Genomic DNA, 15,470 nt, shown 5'->3' with positions numbered 1-15,470 from the left:
CAGTTCTTAACTACCGATTTGGTCACGCGGATGCCACGAAACGGCGCATTCTGGAAACACGACCACTCCGGCGCACGCCGGGAACCCACTGGAAGGGACGACGATGACCATCTCCGAGTTCTCGATCGGCACCGAGGCATCCGACTCTGCATCGCCCGCACGGCGCGGGACGACCGACGCGGCCCTGCGCGCGTGGGTCGACGAGATCGCGGGCCTCACCAAGCCCGACGAGATCGTCTGGTGCGATGGCTCGCAGCACGAGGCCGACCTGCTCGAGAAGCAGCTCGTCGCCGAAGGCAAGCTCATCAAGCTGAACCCCGAGTGGCGTCCCAACAGCTACCTCGCGCGCACCGACCCCTCGGACGTCGCGCGCGTCGAGGACCGCACCTTCATCTGCTCGACCTACGAGGAGGACGCGGGCCCGACGAACAATTGGCGCGACCCGCGCGAGATGCGCACCGAGCTCACCGAGGTCTTCGACGGCTCGATGAAGGGCCGCACGATGTACGTCGTGCCGTTCTCGATGGGCCCGCTCGGCGGCCCCATCTCGCAGCTCGGCGTCGAGATCACCGATTCGCCCTACGTCGTGCTCTCGATGGGCATCATGACCCGGATGGGCGAGCAGGTCTACCGCCTCATCGAGGCCGGCGAGCCGTGGGTGCGCACGGTGCACTCGGTCGGCTACCCGCTCGTCGACGGCGTCGGCCACCGCCGTGCCGAGATCGAGTGGCCCTGCAACGACGAGAAGTACATCGTGCAGTTCCCCGACTCGCGCGAGATCTGGTCGTTCGGCTCGGGCTACGGCGGCAACGCGCTCCTCGCGAAGAAGTGCTTCGCGCTGCGCATCGCGAGCGTCATGGCCCGCGACGAGGGCTGGCTCGCCGAGCACATGCTGCTCATCAAGGTCACCTCGCCCGAGGGCAAGTCGTACCACGTGGCGGCCGCCTTCCCGTCGGCGTGCGGTAAGACGAACCTCGCGATGCTGCGTCCGACCATCCCCGGCTGGACGGTCGAGACGATCGGCGACGACATCGCCTGGATGCGCCCCGGCGACGACGGCCGCCTCTACGCGATCAACCCCGAGGCCGGCTTCTTCGGCGTCGCGCCGGGCACCGGCGAGACCACCAACCCGACGGCCGTGCAGACCCTCTGGGGCAACACGATCTTCACGAACGTGGCGCTCCGCCCCGACGGCGACGTCTGGTGGGAGGGCCTGACCGACGAGATCCCCGAGGAGCTCACGGACTGGCAGGGCAACCACTGGACGCCCGCCTCGGGCCGCCCCGCCGCGCACCCGAACTCGCGCTTCACCGTCGCCGCCGCGCAGTGCCCGCAGATCTCCGACGACTGGGACGCCCACGAGGGCGTGCCGATCGACGCGATCCTCTTCGGCGGTCGCCGCGCGACGAACGTGCCGCTCGTCGCGGAGGCCCGCTCGTGGAAGCACGGCGTCTTCATGGGGGCGACCATCTCCTCCGAGAAGACCGCGGCCGCCGAGGGCACCGTCGGCGAGCTGCGCCGCGACCCCTTCGCGATGCTGCCGTTCTGCGGCTACAACATGGCCGACTACTGGGGTCACTGGGTGAAGATGGGCCGCGTGCTCGGCACGAACGCGCCGAAGATCTTCCAGGTCAACTGGTTTCGCAAGGGCGCCGACGGCTCGTTCCTCTGGCCCGGCTTCGGCGAGAACTCGCGCGTGCTCGAGTGGATCGTCGGCCGCATCGAGGGCACCGCCGACACGGTGGAGACGCCGATCGGCCTGCTCCCGGCTGCCGACTCGCTCGACCTCGACGGACTCGACATCACGGAGGCGGCGCTCGAGCAGCTCTTCGACGTCGACCGCGACTCGTGGCTCGCCGAGTGCGCGCTCACCGACGAGTACTTCGCCCAGTTCGGCGACCGGGTGCCCGCGGCGCTCAAGGCCGAGCTCGCGAGCCTGCGGTACCACCTCGAGCACGCCTCGGCCCCGGTCGCCGAGTAGCGCAGCACGTCGAGACCGCTCGGGAGGGGCGGATGCCTCAGGGCATCCGCCCCTCCGTCGTCTCCGGGGCGCGCCACGCGGGCCGCATCGGCCGCAGTGCGCGGCATCAGGGCTAGCGTGTGCGGCAGGAGGACCCCATGGAGTTCGGCCAGATCATCACGCGGGCGGGCGAGGTCATCGACGTCATCGGCGTCGTCGCGATCGTCGTCGGCGTGCTCTACGCGATGGTGGATGCCGCGATCCGGCGGATCCGCCGCACCGGGCCGGTCTACGAGCAGTTCCGCCGGGTGCTCGGCCGGGGCATCCTCATCGGCCTCGAGCTGCTCGTCGCGGCCGACATCATCCGCACGGTGGCCGTGACCCCGACCCTCGAGTCGGTGGGCGTCCTCGGCATCATCGTGCTGATCCGGACCTTCCTCAGCTGGTCGCTCGCCGTCGAGATCACCGGGCGGTGGCCATGGCAGCGACCGGGCGCCCGGGAGGGTGACGGCGAGGTCGACGTCGGCGGCGCCGAGCGTGCGGCCGCGCGGCCGCAGTAGCCCCGCGAGCCGCCCGCACCGTCGCGTGACGGGGCCCGGATAGACTCGCCGGATGGCGCGCTTCGTCGTCGTGCTCCCGCTCTCGCCGCTCACCGTCGGCGACGAGTTCACGGTCGCGCAATGGCCGCTGCACGTGACCCTCGTCGAACCGTTCGAGACCGAGCTCGACGCCGACGTCCTCTGCGAGACGCTCGGCGCGCTCGCGAGCGAGACGGACGAGCGGCCGATCTCGGTGGCCGTCGGCGAGGATGCGATGTTCGGGCCGCGCCGCGACATCCTCGTCTCGCTCGTGCGCGACGGCGGCGAGATCGCCGCCCTCCGCAGCGGGGCGATCTCGAGACTCCACGATGCGGGGGTCGAGCGCGTCCGACCGCGCCTCGACTTCCGTCCGCACGTCACGGCGAAGCGACACGGGCGGGTGCACCCCGGCGACCGTCTCGAGCTCGGCACGCTCGCGCTCGTCCGGCTCAGGCCGCCGGAGACCTCGCACCACGGCCGGATCCTCGGATCCTGGCCGCTCGGCGGGCTTCCGGCGGTCTGAGCCGTCCGATGCGTCGCACCCACGCGGCCGGGTCGGGGTTCGGCCGCGAGGGCGCGGGCGGGACTCAGTCGACGGTGTGCGGGTCGTCGAGGTGCCCGAGCAGGCGCAGCAGCGCCGCCGGGGCGTAGCGGAACTCGATCGTGCCGCTCGCGCCGGCCTCGCTCGGGCCGATCCAGGTGCTCGAGCCCTCGTGCATGCGCACCCAGCCGTGCTCGAAGAGGAGGTCGGTGCCGATGACGAAGGCCATCGCCGGGGTGTCGCCCTGGCGCACGGCGATCGAGCCCTCGAAGGTCTGCGATGACGTGGCGTCGACGTCGGCGCGGCACTGCACGCCGACGAGCGGACGCACGATCGGGGTGGCGAACCCCGGCGTCTGGAACGGGCTCTGCTTCGCGGCGTCGGCGACGACGCCGAAGTTGACGCTCGTCGAGACGAGGCTGAGGTCGGCCTGGCCGTCGAGCACGAGTCGGCTCGCGGCGCTGAACCGGTAGAACAGGCGTCCGGCCTCCCTGGCCGGCGGCAGCACTGCGAGGCTCGCCCAGTTGCGCGACCAGGCGAGGGGCCCGCCCGAGCGGTTGGGCCGGTCGTAGACGCTCGCGGTGAGGCGCACCGCGCCGTCGGGCCGCGTCGGGGCGGCGTGCAACGAGCTGCGACCGCGGTCGTCGTCCGGCATCACGTCGCGCACGGCGGTGAACGCCGGCAGCTGCAGCGGCTCCCAGTGGCGCAGCCACCCCTGGATGCCGGACTGCACCCGGTCGAAGGAGTTGCCGAGGCCCGAGCGACGCGTCGTGGTGGCGTCGCCCGCCTCGGGCAGTTCGTCGATGAGCTCGACCGGCAGTTCGTCGAAGCGGCTGAGGTCGCGCGCGTCCGTCATGGTCGCGATGGTCATGGTGGGTCCTCCGTGGGGCATGGGCCTGGGGCATCCATTGCCGGATGCGGGTTCCCACGCTAAGGACGACGCGTCGCGGATCCATCCGAGCGAGCACTGAGGTTCGCTCGGGTCAGCACTGAGCGGCGGATGCCCCGTGGCGGCCGCCACGGGACACCTCGCCGTGAGGTCAGCTGGAGCTCAGACGAGCAGCTGGTGCTCGGCGAGCTCCCGGTAGAGGGGCACCGAGTCGACGAGCTCGCCGTGCGTGCCCTCGCCGACGACACGCCCGTCGTCGAGCACGACGATGCGGTCGGAGTCGATGACGGTCGAGAGCCGGTGCGCGATCACGATGAGCGTGCGGCCCGCGGCGACGGCGTCGATCGCCTCGCGCATCATTCGTTCGTTGACGCCGTCGAGCGAGGACGTCGACTCGTCGAGCAGCAGGATCGGGGGTGCGGCGAGCAGCGCCCGCGCGATCGCGAGCCGCTGGCGTTCGCCGCCCGACAGCATGATGCCGTCGTCGCCGACCGCGGCGCCGAGGCCGGCCGGGTCGCGGTCGAGCACCGCGCCGAGATTGACGGCGCGCAGCACGTGCTCGCACTCGGCGTCGGTCGCGTCGGGCGAGCCGAGCAGCAGGTTGTCGCGCAGGGTGCCGGCGAGCACCGGGGCGTCCTGCTCGACGTAGCCGATCTGGGCGCGCAGTTCGGTGCGGTCGAGCGCGCGCAGGTCGAGCCCGCCCATGCGGACCGCGCCGACCGAGGGGTCGTAGAACCGCTCGATGAGCGCGAGGATCGTCGACTTGCCGGCGCCCGACGGCCCGACGAGTGCGATGCGGCGGCCTCGCGGCACGTCGAACGAGACGCCGCGCAGCACGGGCTGGCGCTCGGTGACGTCGGGCTCGGGCAGGTGCTCGTCGGGGGAGTCGTTGGCGGGGTCCGCCGGGTCCTGGCGGGTCGACGCGTACGCGAAGTGCACGTCGTCGAAGGCGATGGCGGGTGCGTCGGGCAGCAGGCCCTCGTTCGCATCGCCGACGATGAGGGCGCGGGGGGCGAGCTCGCGGTCGTGCGCGTCCTCGTCGGGGAGGTCGAGGATCTCCTGGATGCGCCCGAGGGCGCCGAGCGCCTGGTTGACCGAGGTGATCGCGCCGAACGCCTGCCCGAGCGGCAGGATCATCATGAAGAGGAACAGGATGAACGCGACGAGGTTCGCCACGGTGATCGCCCCGGAGGCCACGCGGTAGCCGCCGACGCCGAGCACCACGAGGAACGACACCTGCATCGCGATGCCGGCGATCGGCACGATCAGCGCCGAGATCTTCGCCACCTGCACGCCCATGCGCCAGGCGCCCTCGGCCTCGGCCTCGACGGCCGTGACCTCGCGCTCGGTGGCGCCGGCGGCGCGGATGGTGCGCACGGCGCCGATGGCACGCTCGACCGAGGCGGCGACGTCGCCGACCTTCGCCTGCGCCGCATGCGACGCCTCGCGCACCCGCTGCGAGAGCAGCGTCACGGTCGTGATCGCGACGGCGACGACGAGCACGGTGAGCCCGAGCAGCACCGGGTCGATGATGAGCATGGCGATGAGGGCGCCGATGAAGGTGACGGTGCCGCCGACCGCTTCGACGAGGCCCTGCGTGAGCACGGCGCGCAGCATCGTCGTGTCGCTGCCGACGCGCGAGACGAGGTCGCCGGTGCGGCGGGTGTCGAACTCGGCGATCGGCAGGTGGAGCAGCTTGTGGATGAGCCGCTTGCGGCTCGAGAGCACGACGCCCTCACCGGTGCGTTGCAGCAGGTAGTGCTGGTAGCCCGAGATCACGCCGCTCACGACGACGAGCGCGATGAGCGCCCAGACGATGCCGCCGAGCGGGTCGCCCGCCTCGACGACGTTGATGACCTGGCTGACGAGCAGCGGCTGGGCGAGGCTCGCGAACGCGCCGACGATCGAGAGCACGGCGACCCAGATGAGCACCGGCCGGTGCTCGAAGATGAACGGCAGCAGCTGCCGGAAGGTGGCGCGGGGGCCGGTCGGCTGCTCGCCGCCGCCACGGCGGGCGAAGGGGGAGGTGCGACGGCTGGACGGGGTGCGACGTGCCGTGCGCGCGTTGCGCGCGGCGCGTTCGTCGCGGCGGGTTCGGGGCTCGCTGGTGCTCATGCTCACTTTCCTGACGAGAAGAGCGATCGGATGCCTCGCGCCCCCGCCGCTCGCATCATCGCCGCATTGCAGCCTACGCGTCTCAGCTGCGCCCGTACTTCTTGTGCACCGCCTGCTTCGACACTCCGAGGGCGAGCGCGATGAGCTGCCAGCTCGATCCGGCCGCGCGGGCGCGGCGGACGGCGAGGGATTCGGCTCGGTCGAGGTCGCGGGTGAGCTCGACCCTCGCGCGGTGGAGTTCGCGGAGCGCCCGGTACGGGTCGTCGCCGTCAGCCGCGGCGATGGCGGTGCGGAGGTTGCGGTCGTCCATGGCGTCAACCGTAGTTGACGTTCGCCATCCCGTCAATCTTGGTTGACGTGGCTGCGGCCATCGACCTCGGTGGCGGCGCCCGCCGTCGTGATGACCCGGGCCGCCGCGGCATGCCCGGTGAGCACGGCCTCGACGACACCGCTGCGCGCGAGGCGGGCCGCGAGGAATCCGGCTGCGAAGGCGTCGCCGGCACCCGTGAGGTCGCGTGCGCCGAGCACGGATTCGACCGGGACGGTCCTGACGAGCCGGCCGTCCTCGAACACGTGCGTCGGCAGCGGCCCGTGCTTGACGACGACCGTCGCGGCCACCGGTGCGCTGCGCCGCTCGTCGGTGCCGAGACCGAGCAGCGCGGCCTCGGTCTCGTTCGCGAAGAGCACGTCGGGTCCGAGGGATCGGTAGAGCGCGAGCACCTGCTCGACGCCGAGCGCCGAGAGCAAGCCGGTCGACGAGGCGTCGATCGAGAGGCCAGCACCCCGGCGCCGGGCCTCGGCGACGAGCGCGAGCACCGCCGATCGCGCCGGTTCGCGTTCGAAGCCGTAGCTCGGCACGTGCAACCACGCGACGCCGTCGAGCCAGGCCGGATCGACCGCCCCGAGCAGCGCGCTCGCGCCGCGGTCGGGGAACATCGTGCGCTCGCCGTCGGGATCGACGACGAGCACCACCGCGCCCGTCGTGCCGCGCCGCTGCACCCGCACGTCCACGCCGCGGCCCTCGAGCTCCGTGACGAGCGCGTCACCCGCGGCATCGGGTCCGACGCAGCCGATGAATCGCGTGGCGACGAGCGGGGCCGCGAGCGCCGCGACGTTCGCCGCGCTGCCGCCGCGCGTGCGGAACACCCGTGCCGCGGTGTCGGTGCCGTGCCGCACCGGCTCGGACGCCCACACGACGACGTCCTCGACGAGATCGCCGACGACCGCGAGGAGGGGCGGGCGCGGGGCATCCATCGCGGGATCAGCCGGCGAGCTCACGCGCGATCTCCGCCCCGAGCGACACGTTGCCGCGATAGACCTCGAGGTTCACCTCGAGGCTCGCGCCGCCCGTCTCGCGCTGGAACCGCTCGAGCAGGAACGGCGTCGTGTCGTGTCCGGTCACCCCGGCGGCGGCGGCGGCCGCGAGCGACTCGGCGAGCACCCGGTCGTGCAGCGCCGGGTCGAGCTGGCGCTCGGGCGCGACCGGATTCGCGACGAGCACCGCGGCGCGCAGCCCGAGCTCGTCGCGCGCCCGGGCGAGCGCCGCCGCCTCGGCGGGGGACTCGACCCGGTAGTCGAGCGCGAAGCCCGAATCGGTGACCGTGAACGCCGGAAACCGGTTCGTGCGGTAGCCGACGACGGGGATCGAGAGGGTCTCGAGGCGTTCGAGCGTCGCCGCGATGTCGAGGATCGACTTGACGCCGGCGCTCACGAGGGTGATCGGGGTCTCGGCGAGCAGCGGCAGGTCGGCCGACTCGTCGAAGCTCTCGCCGGCGCCCCGGTGCACCCCGCCGAGGCCGCCGGTCGACATCACCCGGATTCGGGCCCGGTGGGCGAGCCAGGCCGTCGCGGCGACCGTCGTGCCGGCATCGAGGCGCTTCGCCCGGGCGATCGGCAGGTCGCGCACGCTCGCCTTGACCACGCCCTCCGCGGTGCAGAGGTGCTCGATCTCGGCGGCGGCGAGCCCGACGACCGGGACGCCCGCGACGACGCCGATCGTGGCCGGCACGACCCCCGCCGCCCGCACCTCGGCCTCGCTGCGGAGCGCGACCTCGAGGTTGCGGGGCCGGGGCAGCCCGTGCGTGAGGATCGTCGACTCGAGCGCGAGCACGGGCCGCCCGTCGTCGAGGGCGGCGCGCACCTCCTCGGTGACGCGGATCGCAGGGTGGGCGGAGCCGGGCGGCACGTCGACGGGCATGCCGCCATGTTAGAGGTCGGCGCGCACGAACCCCGGCGGGCGCGACGAAGGGCGGATGCCCGGGCCCGCCCGCCGGAGGCTCCGCGCATCGCGAGGCGATGTGCGGAGCGGCGGGGGGAGGCATCCGCCCTTCGTGGGGAACCGCCGGTTACAGCACCGCCGAGGACTCGAGCCCCGCCTCGTCGAAGTCGACGTCGCGGGTCTCCTTCGAGACGAGCAGCGCGATGAGCGTCAGGACGCCCATGACCGAGAGGTAGACGCCCACCCAGAACGGGCTGCCGCCGCCGGCCTGCCACAGCGCGACCGCGATGAAGGGGGCGACCGCGGCGCCGAGGATCGACGACACGTTGTACGAGATGCCCGAGCCCGTGTAGCGCACGTTCGTCGGGAACAGCTCGGGCAGCAGCGCGCCCATCGGCCCGAAGGTCATGCCCATGAGCGAGAAGCCGACCACGAGCCACGCCATCACGCCGACGAAGCCGGCGCCGAGCAGCGGCACCCACGCGAGGCCGAACAGGATGATCGCCACGGTGACCCAGATGAGCGTCTTGCGGCGGCCCCAGCGGTCGGCCCAGGGGCCCGACAGGAGGGTGAAGACACCGAAGAACACGACCCCGCCGATGAGCATCAGCACGAAGGTGTTGTACGAGTAGCCGAGGCCGGGGAGCGCGCCGTCGGCCGGCTCGACCGCCGCGCGGCCGTAGCTCAGCGAGAACGTCGTCATCAGGTAGAAGAGCACGTACGTCGCGAGCATGAAGAAGGTGCCGAGGATGAGCTGCTTCCAGTAGTGCTTGAAGACGCTCGCGAGAGGCAGGCGCGTGAGCTTGCCGCGCTTCGACGCCGACTGGAACGCGGTGGACTCGACCAGGCGCAGACGCACCCAGAGGCCGACGGCGACCATCACGATCGAGAAGAGGAACGGGATGCGCCAGCCCCAGTCGAGGAACGCCTGCGAGGGCATCGTCGGGTCGTCCGAGGGCAGCAGCGCCGCGATGACGAGGAACAGGCCGTTCGCGATGATGAAGCCGATCGGCGCGCCGAGCTGCGGGAAGGTGCCGTACCAGGCGCGCTTGCCGGCCGGCGCGTTCTCGGTCGCGACGAGCGCCGCACCCGACCACTCGCCGCCGAGGGCGAAGCCCTGCGCGATGCGCAGCACGACGAGGAGGAGCGGTGCCAGCCAGCCGACCGCCTCGTACGTCGGCAGCGCGCCGATGAGGAAGGTCGCGATGCCCATCGTGAGGAGGGCGCCGACGAGGGTCGCCTTGCGGCCGTGCTTGTCGCCGAGGTGGCCGAACACGATCGCGCCGAGCGGGCGCGCGACCATCGCCGCGCCGAACACGGCGAACGACGAGAGGAGGGCGGTCGTCGGGTCGCCCGTCGGGAAGAACAGGTGCGGGAAGACGAGCACCGCCGCGGTCGCGTAGACGTAGAAGTCGTAGAACTCGATCGTCGTGCCGATGAGGCTCGCGAGGATCACGCGGCTGCGGGGATTGGCCGGGGCGGCCGTGGTGGTGGGTGCGGACGGGGCCGCGGGTGATGCTGACATCGCTGGCGAAGACTCCAGGGGTTGCGTGACGACGCTGCGCTCGGGGCACGTCGGTCTGGCGTCTTGCCCGTGAGGCAGCGGGTGGAATCGTCGCTTGTGGCAACCCACCTACACTACGCCTGCGCTGCGGCGCGACCCCGCGAGCGGGGGCCGTGCGTGCGACGAACGGTGGCGATCGTGCGGCGAACGGCGCGCGCCCGAGAACGCGGATGCCCCGAGCCGGTGTCGGCTCGGGGCATCCGTTCGTTCGTGGACGGACTACCGCCAGATGACCGCGATGGCGGCGTTGAGGGCCGTCAGCACGCCGATCGACCAGAAGACGGCGGGCGGGACGGAGCCGTTCTTGCGCTGGCGTGCCGAGCCGATGCCGAGCAGTGCGCCGATCGCGATGAGCACGATGAGCTTGATGCCGATCTTCATGTAGTTCATGTCGTACTCGATGCCCCACGGGGCCGCGAGCGCGAGGCCGGCGACGCCCGCGATGAGGAGCCCGTAGTTCATGAGGCGGGTCACCTGGTAGCGGCGGTTCACCGCCTCGACGACCCAGGCGCCGAACAGCACGGCGAAGCCGATGAGGTGAACGAACACGACGATGTGGCGCAGGGTCTCCATGGTGCCGAGTGTAGTCGGTTCTACGACGCGTCGAAGTCGAAACCTGAACGTCGGACGGTTCTCCGCCGGCAGGGCATGGTCAGCGCCCGGTCAGTGCCCGTCAGAGCGCGCGGAGCGCCCTGGCCGTCGCGATCGCGGCCTCGGCGGCCTCGCGCCCCTTGTCCTCCTTCGAGCCGGGCAGGCCGGCACGGTCGAGGCCCTGCTGCTCGTCGTCGAGGGTGAGCACGCCGAACCCGACGGGCTTGCCCGTGTCGAGCGCGACCCGGGTGAGCCCGTCGGTCGCCGCGGCCGACACGTACTCGAAGTGCGGCGTGCCGCCGCGGATGATGACGCCGAGCGCCACGACCGCGTCGGCGCCGGCCTCGAGCGCGGCCTTCGAGACGACCGGCAGCTCGAAGCTGCCGGGCACGCGCACGAGCTCGAACTCGGCGCCCGCCGTCTCGAGCGTGCGGGTCGCGCCCGCGATGAGGCCGTTCGAGATCTCGTCGTGCCAGCTGCCGGCGACGATGACGACGCGGAGGCCGGAGCCGTCGATGTCGAGGGTGGGCGAGCCGTGACCGCTCATGATGCGTGTCCTTCCAGGAGGGTTTCCGCCGCCGCGTCGGCGAGCTGTTGGTCTTCGATGGCGTGGCCCATGCGGCGACGCTTGGTGTCGAGATAGCCGGTGTTGACGGTGCCGACGCCGACCACGAGCGGCATGCGCTCGACGACCTCGATGCCGTGCGCCTCGAGCTGGCGCACCTTGTCGGGGTTGTTCGTGAGCAGGCGCACCCGCTCGACGCCGAGGTCGGCGAGGATCGCCGACGCCGCCGTGTAGTCGCGGGCGTCGATCGGCAGGCCGAGCGCGACGTTCGCGTCGAGGGTGTCGAGGCCGTCCTCCTGCAGGCGGTACGCGCGCAGCTTGTTGATGAGTCCGATGCCGCGGCCCTCGTGGCCCCGCAGGTAGATCACGACGCCGCCGCGGCGCTGGATCTCCTCGAGCGCGGCGGCGAGCTGCGGCCCGCACTCGCACTTCAGCGAGCCGAACGCCTCGCCGGTCAGGCACTCGGAGTGCACCCGCACGACCGCGCCCAGCTCGTCGGCGCCCGGGTCGCCGACGATGATCGCGACGTGGTCGGCCCCGGTGCCGCGGTCGCGGTACGCCCGCACGCGGAAGTCGCCGTGCTCGGTGGGCAGCGTGGTCTCGACCTCGAAGGCGACCGGCGACGACTCGGGCACCGCGGCGGCGGCGTCGAGGTCGTCGTCCTCGTGCCACTCGCGCAGCCATTCGATGAGTGCGGCGACCGTCGTCACCGGCAGGCCCTCGCGCTCGCCGAGCGCGATGAGGCCCGGCAGGCGCATCATCTCGCCGTCGTCCTCGACGAGCTCGCCGATGACGCCGACGGGGGAGAGGCCCGCGAGGCGCATGAGGTCGACCGCGGCCTCGGTGTGCCCGGCGCGCTCGCGCACGCCGCCGTCGACCGCGCGCAGCGGGATCACGTGACCGGGCCGGATCAGCCGCTCGGGCGTCGACGCGGGGTCGGCGAGCACCCGCAGGGTGTGTGCGCGCTCGGTGGCCGAGATGCCGGTCGAGTTGCGGTCGGCCGCGTCGACCGAGATCGTGTACGCCGTCGAGCGCGCGTCTTCATTGCGCTCGACCATGAGGGGCAGCTCGAGGCGGTCGGCGATCGCGTTCGGCATGGGCGCGCAGAGGTAGCCGCTCGTGTTGCGGACCATCCAGGCGATCCACTCCTGCGTGGCGAACTCGGCGGCCATGATCGCGTCGCCCTCGTTCTCGCGGGCTTCGTCGTCGGCGACGATGACGGGCTTGCCGGCGCGGAGCGCGTCGAGCACCTCGGGGATCGTGGCGAGGCTCATGCGAGACCCCCGCTCGTCGCGGGCACGGATGACGGCAGCGTGCGGTGCTCGCCGAAGCGCAGCATCCTGGCGACCTGCCGCGCGAGGATGTCGGTCTCGAGGTTCACCCGGTCGCCGACGACGCGCTCGCCGAGGGTCGTCGCCACGAGCGTCTCGGGGATGAGCGACACCTCGAACCAGTCGCCGGCGTCATCGGCGCCGACCTCGCTCACCGTGAGCGAGACGCCGTCGACCGCGATCGAGCCCTTGTCGACGACGAGCGGCGCGTGCTCGGGGTCGAGTGAGAAGCGGATGACCCGCCAGGCCTCGCCCGGCCGGATCTCGAGCACCTCCGAGGTGCCGTCGATGTGGCCCTGCACGATGTGCCCGCCGATGCGGTCGCCGACCTTCGCGGCCCGCTCGAGGTTCACCGCGAGGCCCTCGCGCGCCGCGTCGAGCGTCGACATCGCGAGGGTCTGCGCCATGACGTCGGCGGTGAAGCCCTGCGCGTCGAACTCGACCACCGTGAGGCAGACGCCCGATACCGAGATCGAGTCGCCGTGCTTCACGCCCTCGACCGCGAGCGGCCCGTGCACCGTCAGCCGCGCGGCGTCGGCGTTGCGCTCGACGCCCGCGATGCGGCCGAGTTCCTCGATGATTCCGGTGAACATGTCAGTTGCCTTCCTGTGGGCCGGCCGGGGCCGGGTGGGCGACGAGCAGGAGATCGTCGCCGAGCCGCTCGACGGCGGCGAAATCGAAGCGGCGGGCGTCGGCGATCGTCGTGATGCCGAGGTCGCCGAGGGCGAGCATCGGACCGCCGATGAGGGCGGGGGCGAGGTAGACGAGCAGTTCGTCGACGAGGCCGGCGGCGATGAACGCACTCGCGAGCGTCGGGCCGCCCTCGACGAAGAGCGAGCGGATGCCCCGCCGCTGCAGCTCTTCGAGGTCGCTCGCGAGGTCGGCGCCCGTGACGAACAGGGGCGTCTGCGGATGGGCGTGCAGCGTCGCGCCGGTCGGCACGGGGCGGCGCCCGAAGACGACGGGCACCGGCTGGCGTTCGAGCAGCCGGCCGGCGTCGTCGCGTGCCGTGAGCGCGGGGTCGTCCGCGAGCACGGTGCCCGTGCCGACGGCGATGGCCTCGGCGGCGGAACGGCGGCGGTGCACGTCGTGCCGGGCGGCCGGGCCGGTGATCCACTGGCTCGTGCCGTCGGCCGCGGCCGCGCGACCGTCGAGGCTCGACGCCCACTTGACGATCACGCGGGGGCGACGATGGCGGGCGGCGAACAGCCAGTCGTCGAGGAGCGCCTCGACCTCGTCGGCGAGCACGCCGCCGGTGACGTCGACGCCCGCCGCGCGCAGGCGCGCGGCGCCGCCCGAGGAGTCGTCGCCCGGGTCGCCGACCGCGTAGACGACGCGGGCGATGCCGGCCTCGACGAGGGCGAGGGCGCACGGCCCGGTGCGGCCGGTGTGGTTGCAGGGCTCGAGCGTGACGACGGCCGTCGCACCGGCGGCGGTGCCCGGGGCGAGCTTCGAGAGGGCGTCGACCTCGGCGTGCGCGGTGCCGGCGCCCCGGTGCCAGCCCTCGGCGAGCACCTCGCCCGCGGGCGAGAGGATGACGCAGCCGACGCGCGGGTTCACGCCCGTGGCGGGGCCCCGGTCGGCGAGTTCGAGCGCGCGGCGCATCGCCGTGGCATCCGCAGCGTGTTGCGCAGCCGCCTGGTCGTCAGCGCTCGCCATTCCTCGTCCTCGTGTCCAAGGCTCCGGGAATGCTCGGCTGGTTCCGCGGTGTCGCCACCGCGTCGTCGGCGGCGCGCAGCGCAGCCGACACGTGCCGCCTCCCATCCGGACTTTCACCGTCGGTACCGGAATTCCACCGGTTCAACCGTGCACATTCGACCTTGCGATCGAACGCGCCCGGCTCGCGGACTGTCACCGCCGGCTCGGAATTACACCGACCCCGGAGCACGTTTCTCGTGTCGATTGTAGGTCAACGCACGGGACGCCGTCCTATTCCCGCCTCGCCTCGCGACCGGCCGCGCCGATCTCCACCCCATTGAGTGGGCGGAGCTGAACCTCCAGAACCCTGGGAAGGTGCTTATCTGCCCACTCGATGGATCGACGGGTCAGGCGGCGGGCTGCTCGACGAGCGCCCGGGCGGTGCCCTCGTCGACGATGAGGTCGGTGATGAGCCCGGCGGCGAGCGCTCCGCGGAGGCCGGCGAGCTTCGCGCGGCCGGAGACGACGCAGATGCGTCGCGGCGCGCGTCGCAGGGTGGCGAAGTCGGGACCGGTCGCGCGGGCGTTCAGCGCGATGTCGTCGGTCGAGCCGTCGGCGCGGTAGAACACCGTCGCGACGTCGCCGACCGCACCGTCGCGGCTCAGGTCCTCGTAGTCGGCGCGCTCGAGGTAGCCGCCCTGGTAGACGTGGCTCGGCACCTCGGCGAACGGCGAGCCGATGCCGAAGAGCGCGAGGTCGAGCCGGCCTTGGAGGTCGAGCAGGCGCTGCGTGGAGCGTTCGCGCCAGAACGCCTGCTTCGTGGCCGGCTCGTCGAAGAACGCCGGCACCGGGAACTGCTGCACCCGAGCCCCGAACGCGTCGCCGAATCGGCGCAGCAGCTCGCTCGCGTAGACGATGCCGGTCGTGCGCAGGTTGCCGGCGCCGTTCAGCTGCACGATCTCGGAGTTGTGCGTCGCCTTCGGCACGAGGTGCCGGCTCATCGCGCCCATGGTCGATCCCCAGGCGAGGCCGACGGTGAGGTTCGAGTCGATGAAGCGGCCGAGAATCCGTGCAGCCGAGAGCGCGACGCGGTCGAGCCGGTCGACATCGCTCGCGTGGTCGGGCACCGGGATGACGTGCGCCTGCACCTCGAAGCGCTCGAGGATCTCCTGCTCGATGCGGCTCGGGAGGTCGAGCGGGGAATGGATCGAGATCTCGACGAGCCCGCTCGCGCGGGCGTGGCTCAGCAGCCGCGACACCGAGGAACGCGAGGTGTGCAGCTCGTGCGCGATGGCGTCCATCGTGAGGTCCTGCATGTAGTACAGGTGCGCTGCCCGCAGCGCGTCACGGGTCTTTCCCGGCACCGCCTCGTCGACGTCGATCGTCGCGAGGATCTCCTTGTCGATCATGGCCCCCACTCTGCACATATGTTCACGCGGCTTGCAAGTTCGTGCTGCCGTGTTCACGATGTATTCATCCA

The 15,470-nt window shown here is 72.3% G+C and carries 15 protein-coding genes and 1 riboswitch; of the genes, 3 read left to right on the top strand and 12 right to left on the bottom strand.

Translation table 11 applies throughout. The annotated features are described in order from the left end of the window. The first annotated feature begins 103 nt into the window (after window positions 1-103). From ACFVAJ_RS02170 to ACFVAJ_RS02160, 3 genes are all read left to right on the top strand, one after another. Window positions 104-1,981: a phosphoenolpyruvate carboxykinase (GTP) gene (locus ACFVAJ_RS02170; protein WP_376941155.1), complete on the top strand. Its 1,878-nt coding sequence runs from the start codon at window positions 104-106 to the stop codon at window positions 1,979-1,981. Between the two features lie 137 nt (window positions 1,982-2,118). Then, a complete protein-coding gene (locus ACFVAJ_RS02165; protein ID WP_376941154.1) occupies window positions 2,119-2,520 on the top strand; it encodes a DUF1622 domain-containing protein in 402 nt (133 codons plus the stop codon). 52 nt (window positions 2,521-2,572) lie between these two features. Then, complete coding sequence (locus tag ACFVAJ_RS02160; RefSeq protein WP_376941153.1) at window positions 2,573-3,061, top strand: 2'-5' RNA ligase family protein; 489 nt, start codon at window positions 2,573-2,575, stop codon at window positions 3,059-3,061. 64 nt (window positions 3,062-3,125) lie between these two features. Here the strand turns inward: ACFVAJ_RS02160 and ACFVAJ_RS02155 are convergent, their stop codons facing one another. The 12 genes from ACFVAJ_RS02155 to ACFVAJ_RS02100 all read right to left on the bottom strand — a co-directional run bounded on the left by ACFVAJ_RS02155 (window position 3,126) and on the right by ACFVAJ_RS02100 (window position 15,399). Beyond that, window positions 3,126-3,950, bottom strand: coding sequence for a hypothetical protein (locus ACFVAJ_RS02155; RefSeq protein WP_376941152.1), 825 nt, complete (start codon window positions 3,948-3,950; stop codon window positions 3,126-3,128). A gap of 180 nt (window positions 3,951-4,130) precedes the next feature. Beyond that, window positions 4,131-6,083, bottom strand: a complete 1,953-nt coding sequence (locus ACFVAJ_RS02150; protein ID WP_376941151.1) for an ABC transporter ATP-binding protein — start codon at window positions 6,081-6,083, stop codon at window positions 4,131-4,133. Between the two features lie 82 nt (window positions 6,084-6,165). After that, a complete protein-coding gene (locus tag ACFVAJ_RS02145; RefSeq protein ID WP_376941150.1) occupies window positions 6,166-6,393 on the bottom strand; it encodes a hypothetical protein in 228 nt (75 codons plus the stop codon). 32 nt (window positions 6,394-6,425) lie between these two features. Beyond that, window positions 6,426-7,337, bottom strand: coding sequence for a carbohydrate kinase family protein (locus ACFVAJ_RS02140; RefSeq protein WP_376941149.1), 912 nt, complete (start codon window positions 7,335-7,337; stop codon window positions 6,426-6,428). 7 nt (window positions 7,338-7,344) lie between these two features. Then, window positions 7,345-8,280: a pseudouridine-5'-phosphate glycosidase gene (locus tag ACFVAJ_RS02135; RefSeq protein ID WP_376941148.1), complete on the bottom strand. Its 936-nt coding sequence runs from the start codon at window positions 8,278-8,280 to the stop codon at window positions 7,345-7,347. 148 nt (window positions 8,281-8,428) lie between these two features. Beyond that, on the bottom strand, window positions 8,429-9,826 hold the full coding sequence (locus ACFVAJ_RS02130; protein ID WP_376941147.1) for an MFS transporter: 1,398 nt from the start codon (window positions 9,824-9,826) through the stop codon (window positions 8,429-8,431). Between the two features lie 258 nt (window positions 9,827-10,084). After that, the gene (locus tag ACFVAJ_RS02125; RefSeq protein WP_376941146.1) at window positions 10,085-10,438 is read right to left on the bottom strand and encodes a Fe-S protein; all 354 of its coding nucleotides are present in this window, start codon (window positions 10,436-10,438) and stop codon (window positions 10,085-10,087) included. Window positions 10,439-10,538: 100 nt separating this feature from the next. Continuing rightward, a complete protein-coding gene (gene ribH, locus ACFVAJ_RS02120) occupies window positions 10,539-11,003 on the bottom strand; it encodes a 6,7-dimethyl-8-ribityllumazine synthase (RefSeq protein WP_376941145.1) in 465 nt (154 codons plus the stop codon). Next, a complete protein-coding gene (gene ribA, locus ACFVAJ_RS02115; protein WP_376941144.1) occupies window positions 11,000-12,295 on the bottom strand; it encodes a GTP cyclohydrolase II in 1,296 nt (431 codons plus the stop codon). The genes ribH and ribA overlap by 4 nt, the downstream gene beginning before the upstream one ends. Continuing rightward, window positions 12,292-12,945 carry a riboflavin synthase gene (locus ACFVAJ_RS02110; protein WP_376941143.1) on the bottom strand — a complete coding sequence of 218 codons (654 nt, stop codon included), beginning with the start codon at window positions 12,943-12,945 and terminating at the stop codon, window positions 12,292-12,294. Before ACFVAJ_RS02110 ends, ribA begins: the two co-directional genes overlap by 4 nt. A gap of 1 nt (window position 12,946) precedes the next feature. Next, on the bottom strand, window positions 12,947-14,011 hold the full coding sequence (ribD, locus tag ACFVAJ_RS02105) for a bifunctional diaminohydroxyphosphoribosylaminopyrimidine deaminase/5-amino-6-(5-phosphoribosylamino)uracil reductase RibD (RefSeq protein ID WP_376941142.1): 1,065 nt from the start codon (window positions 14,009-14,011) through the stop codon (window positions 12,947-12,949). Window positions 14,012-14,098: 87 nt separating this feature from the next. Continuing rightward, window positions 14,099-14,244, bottom strand: a riboswitch (FMN riboswitch). 153 nt (window positions 14,245-14,397) lie between these two features. Further along, a complete protein-coding gene (locus tag ACFVAJ_RS02100; RefSeq protein ID WP_376941141.1) occupies window positions 14,398-15,399 on the bottom strand; it encodes a sugar-binding transcriptional regulator in 1,002 nt (333 codons plus the stop codon). Between the last annotated feature and the right edge of the window lie 71 nt (window positions 15,400-15,470).

Origin of the sequence: Agromyces sp. NPDC057679 (genome assembly GCF_042799635.1) — a bacterium.
Lineage (GTDB): Bacteria > Actinomycetota > Actinomycetes > Actinomycetales > Microbacteriaceae > Agromyces.
The sequence above is the reverse complement of the archived record's forward strand: the minus strand, read 5'-3'. Positions and strand labels throughout refer to the sequence as shown.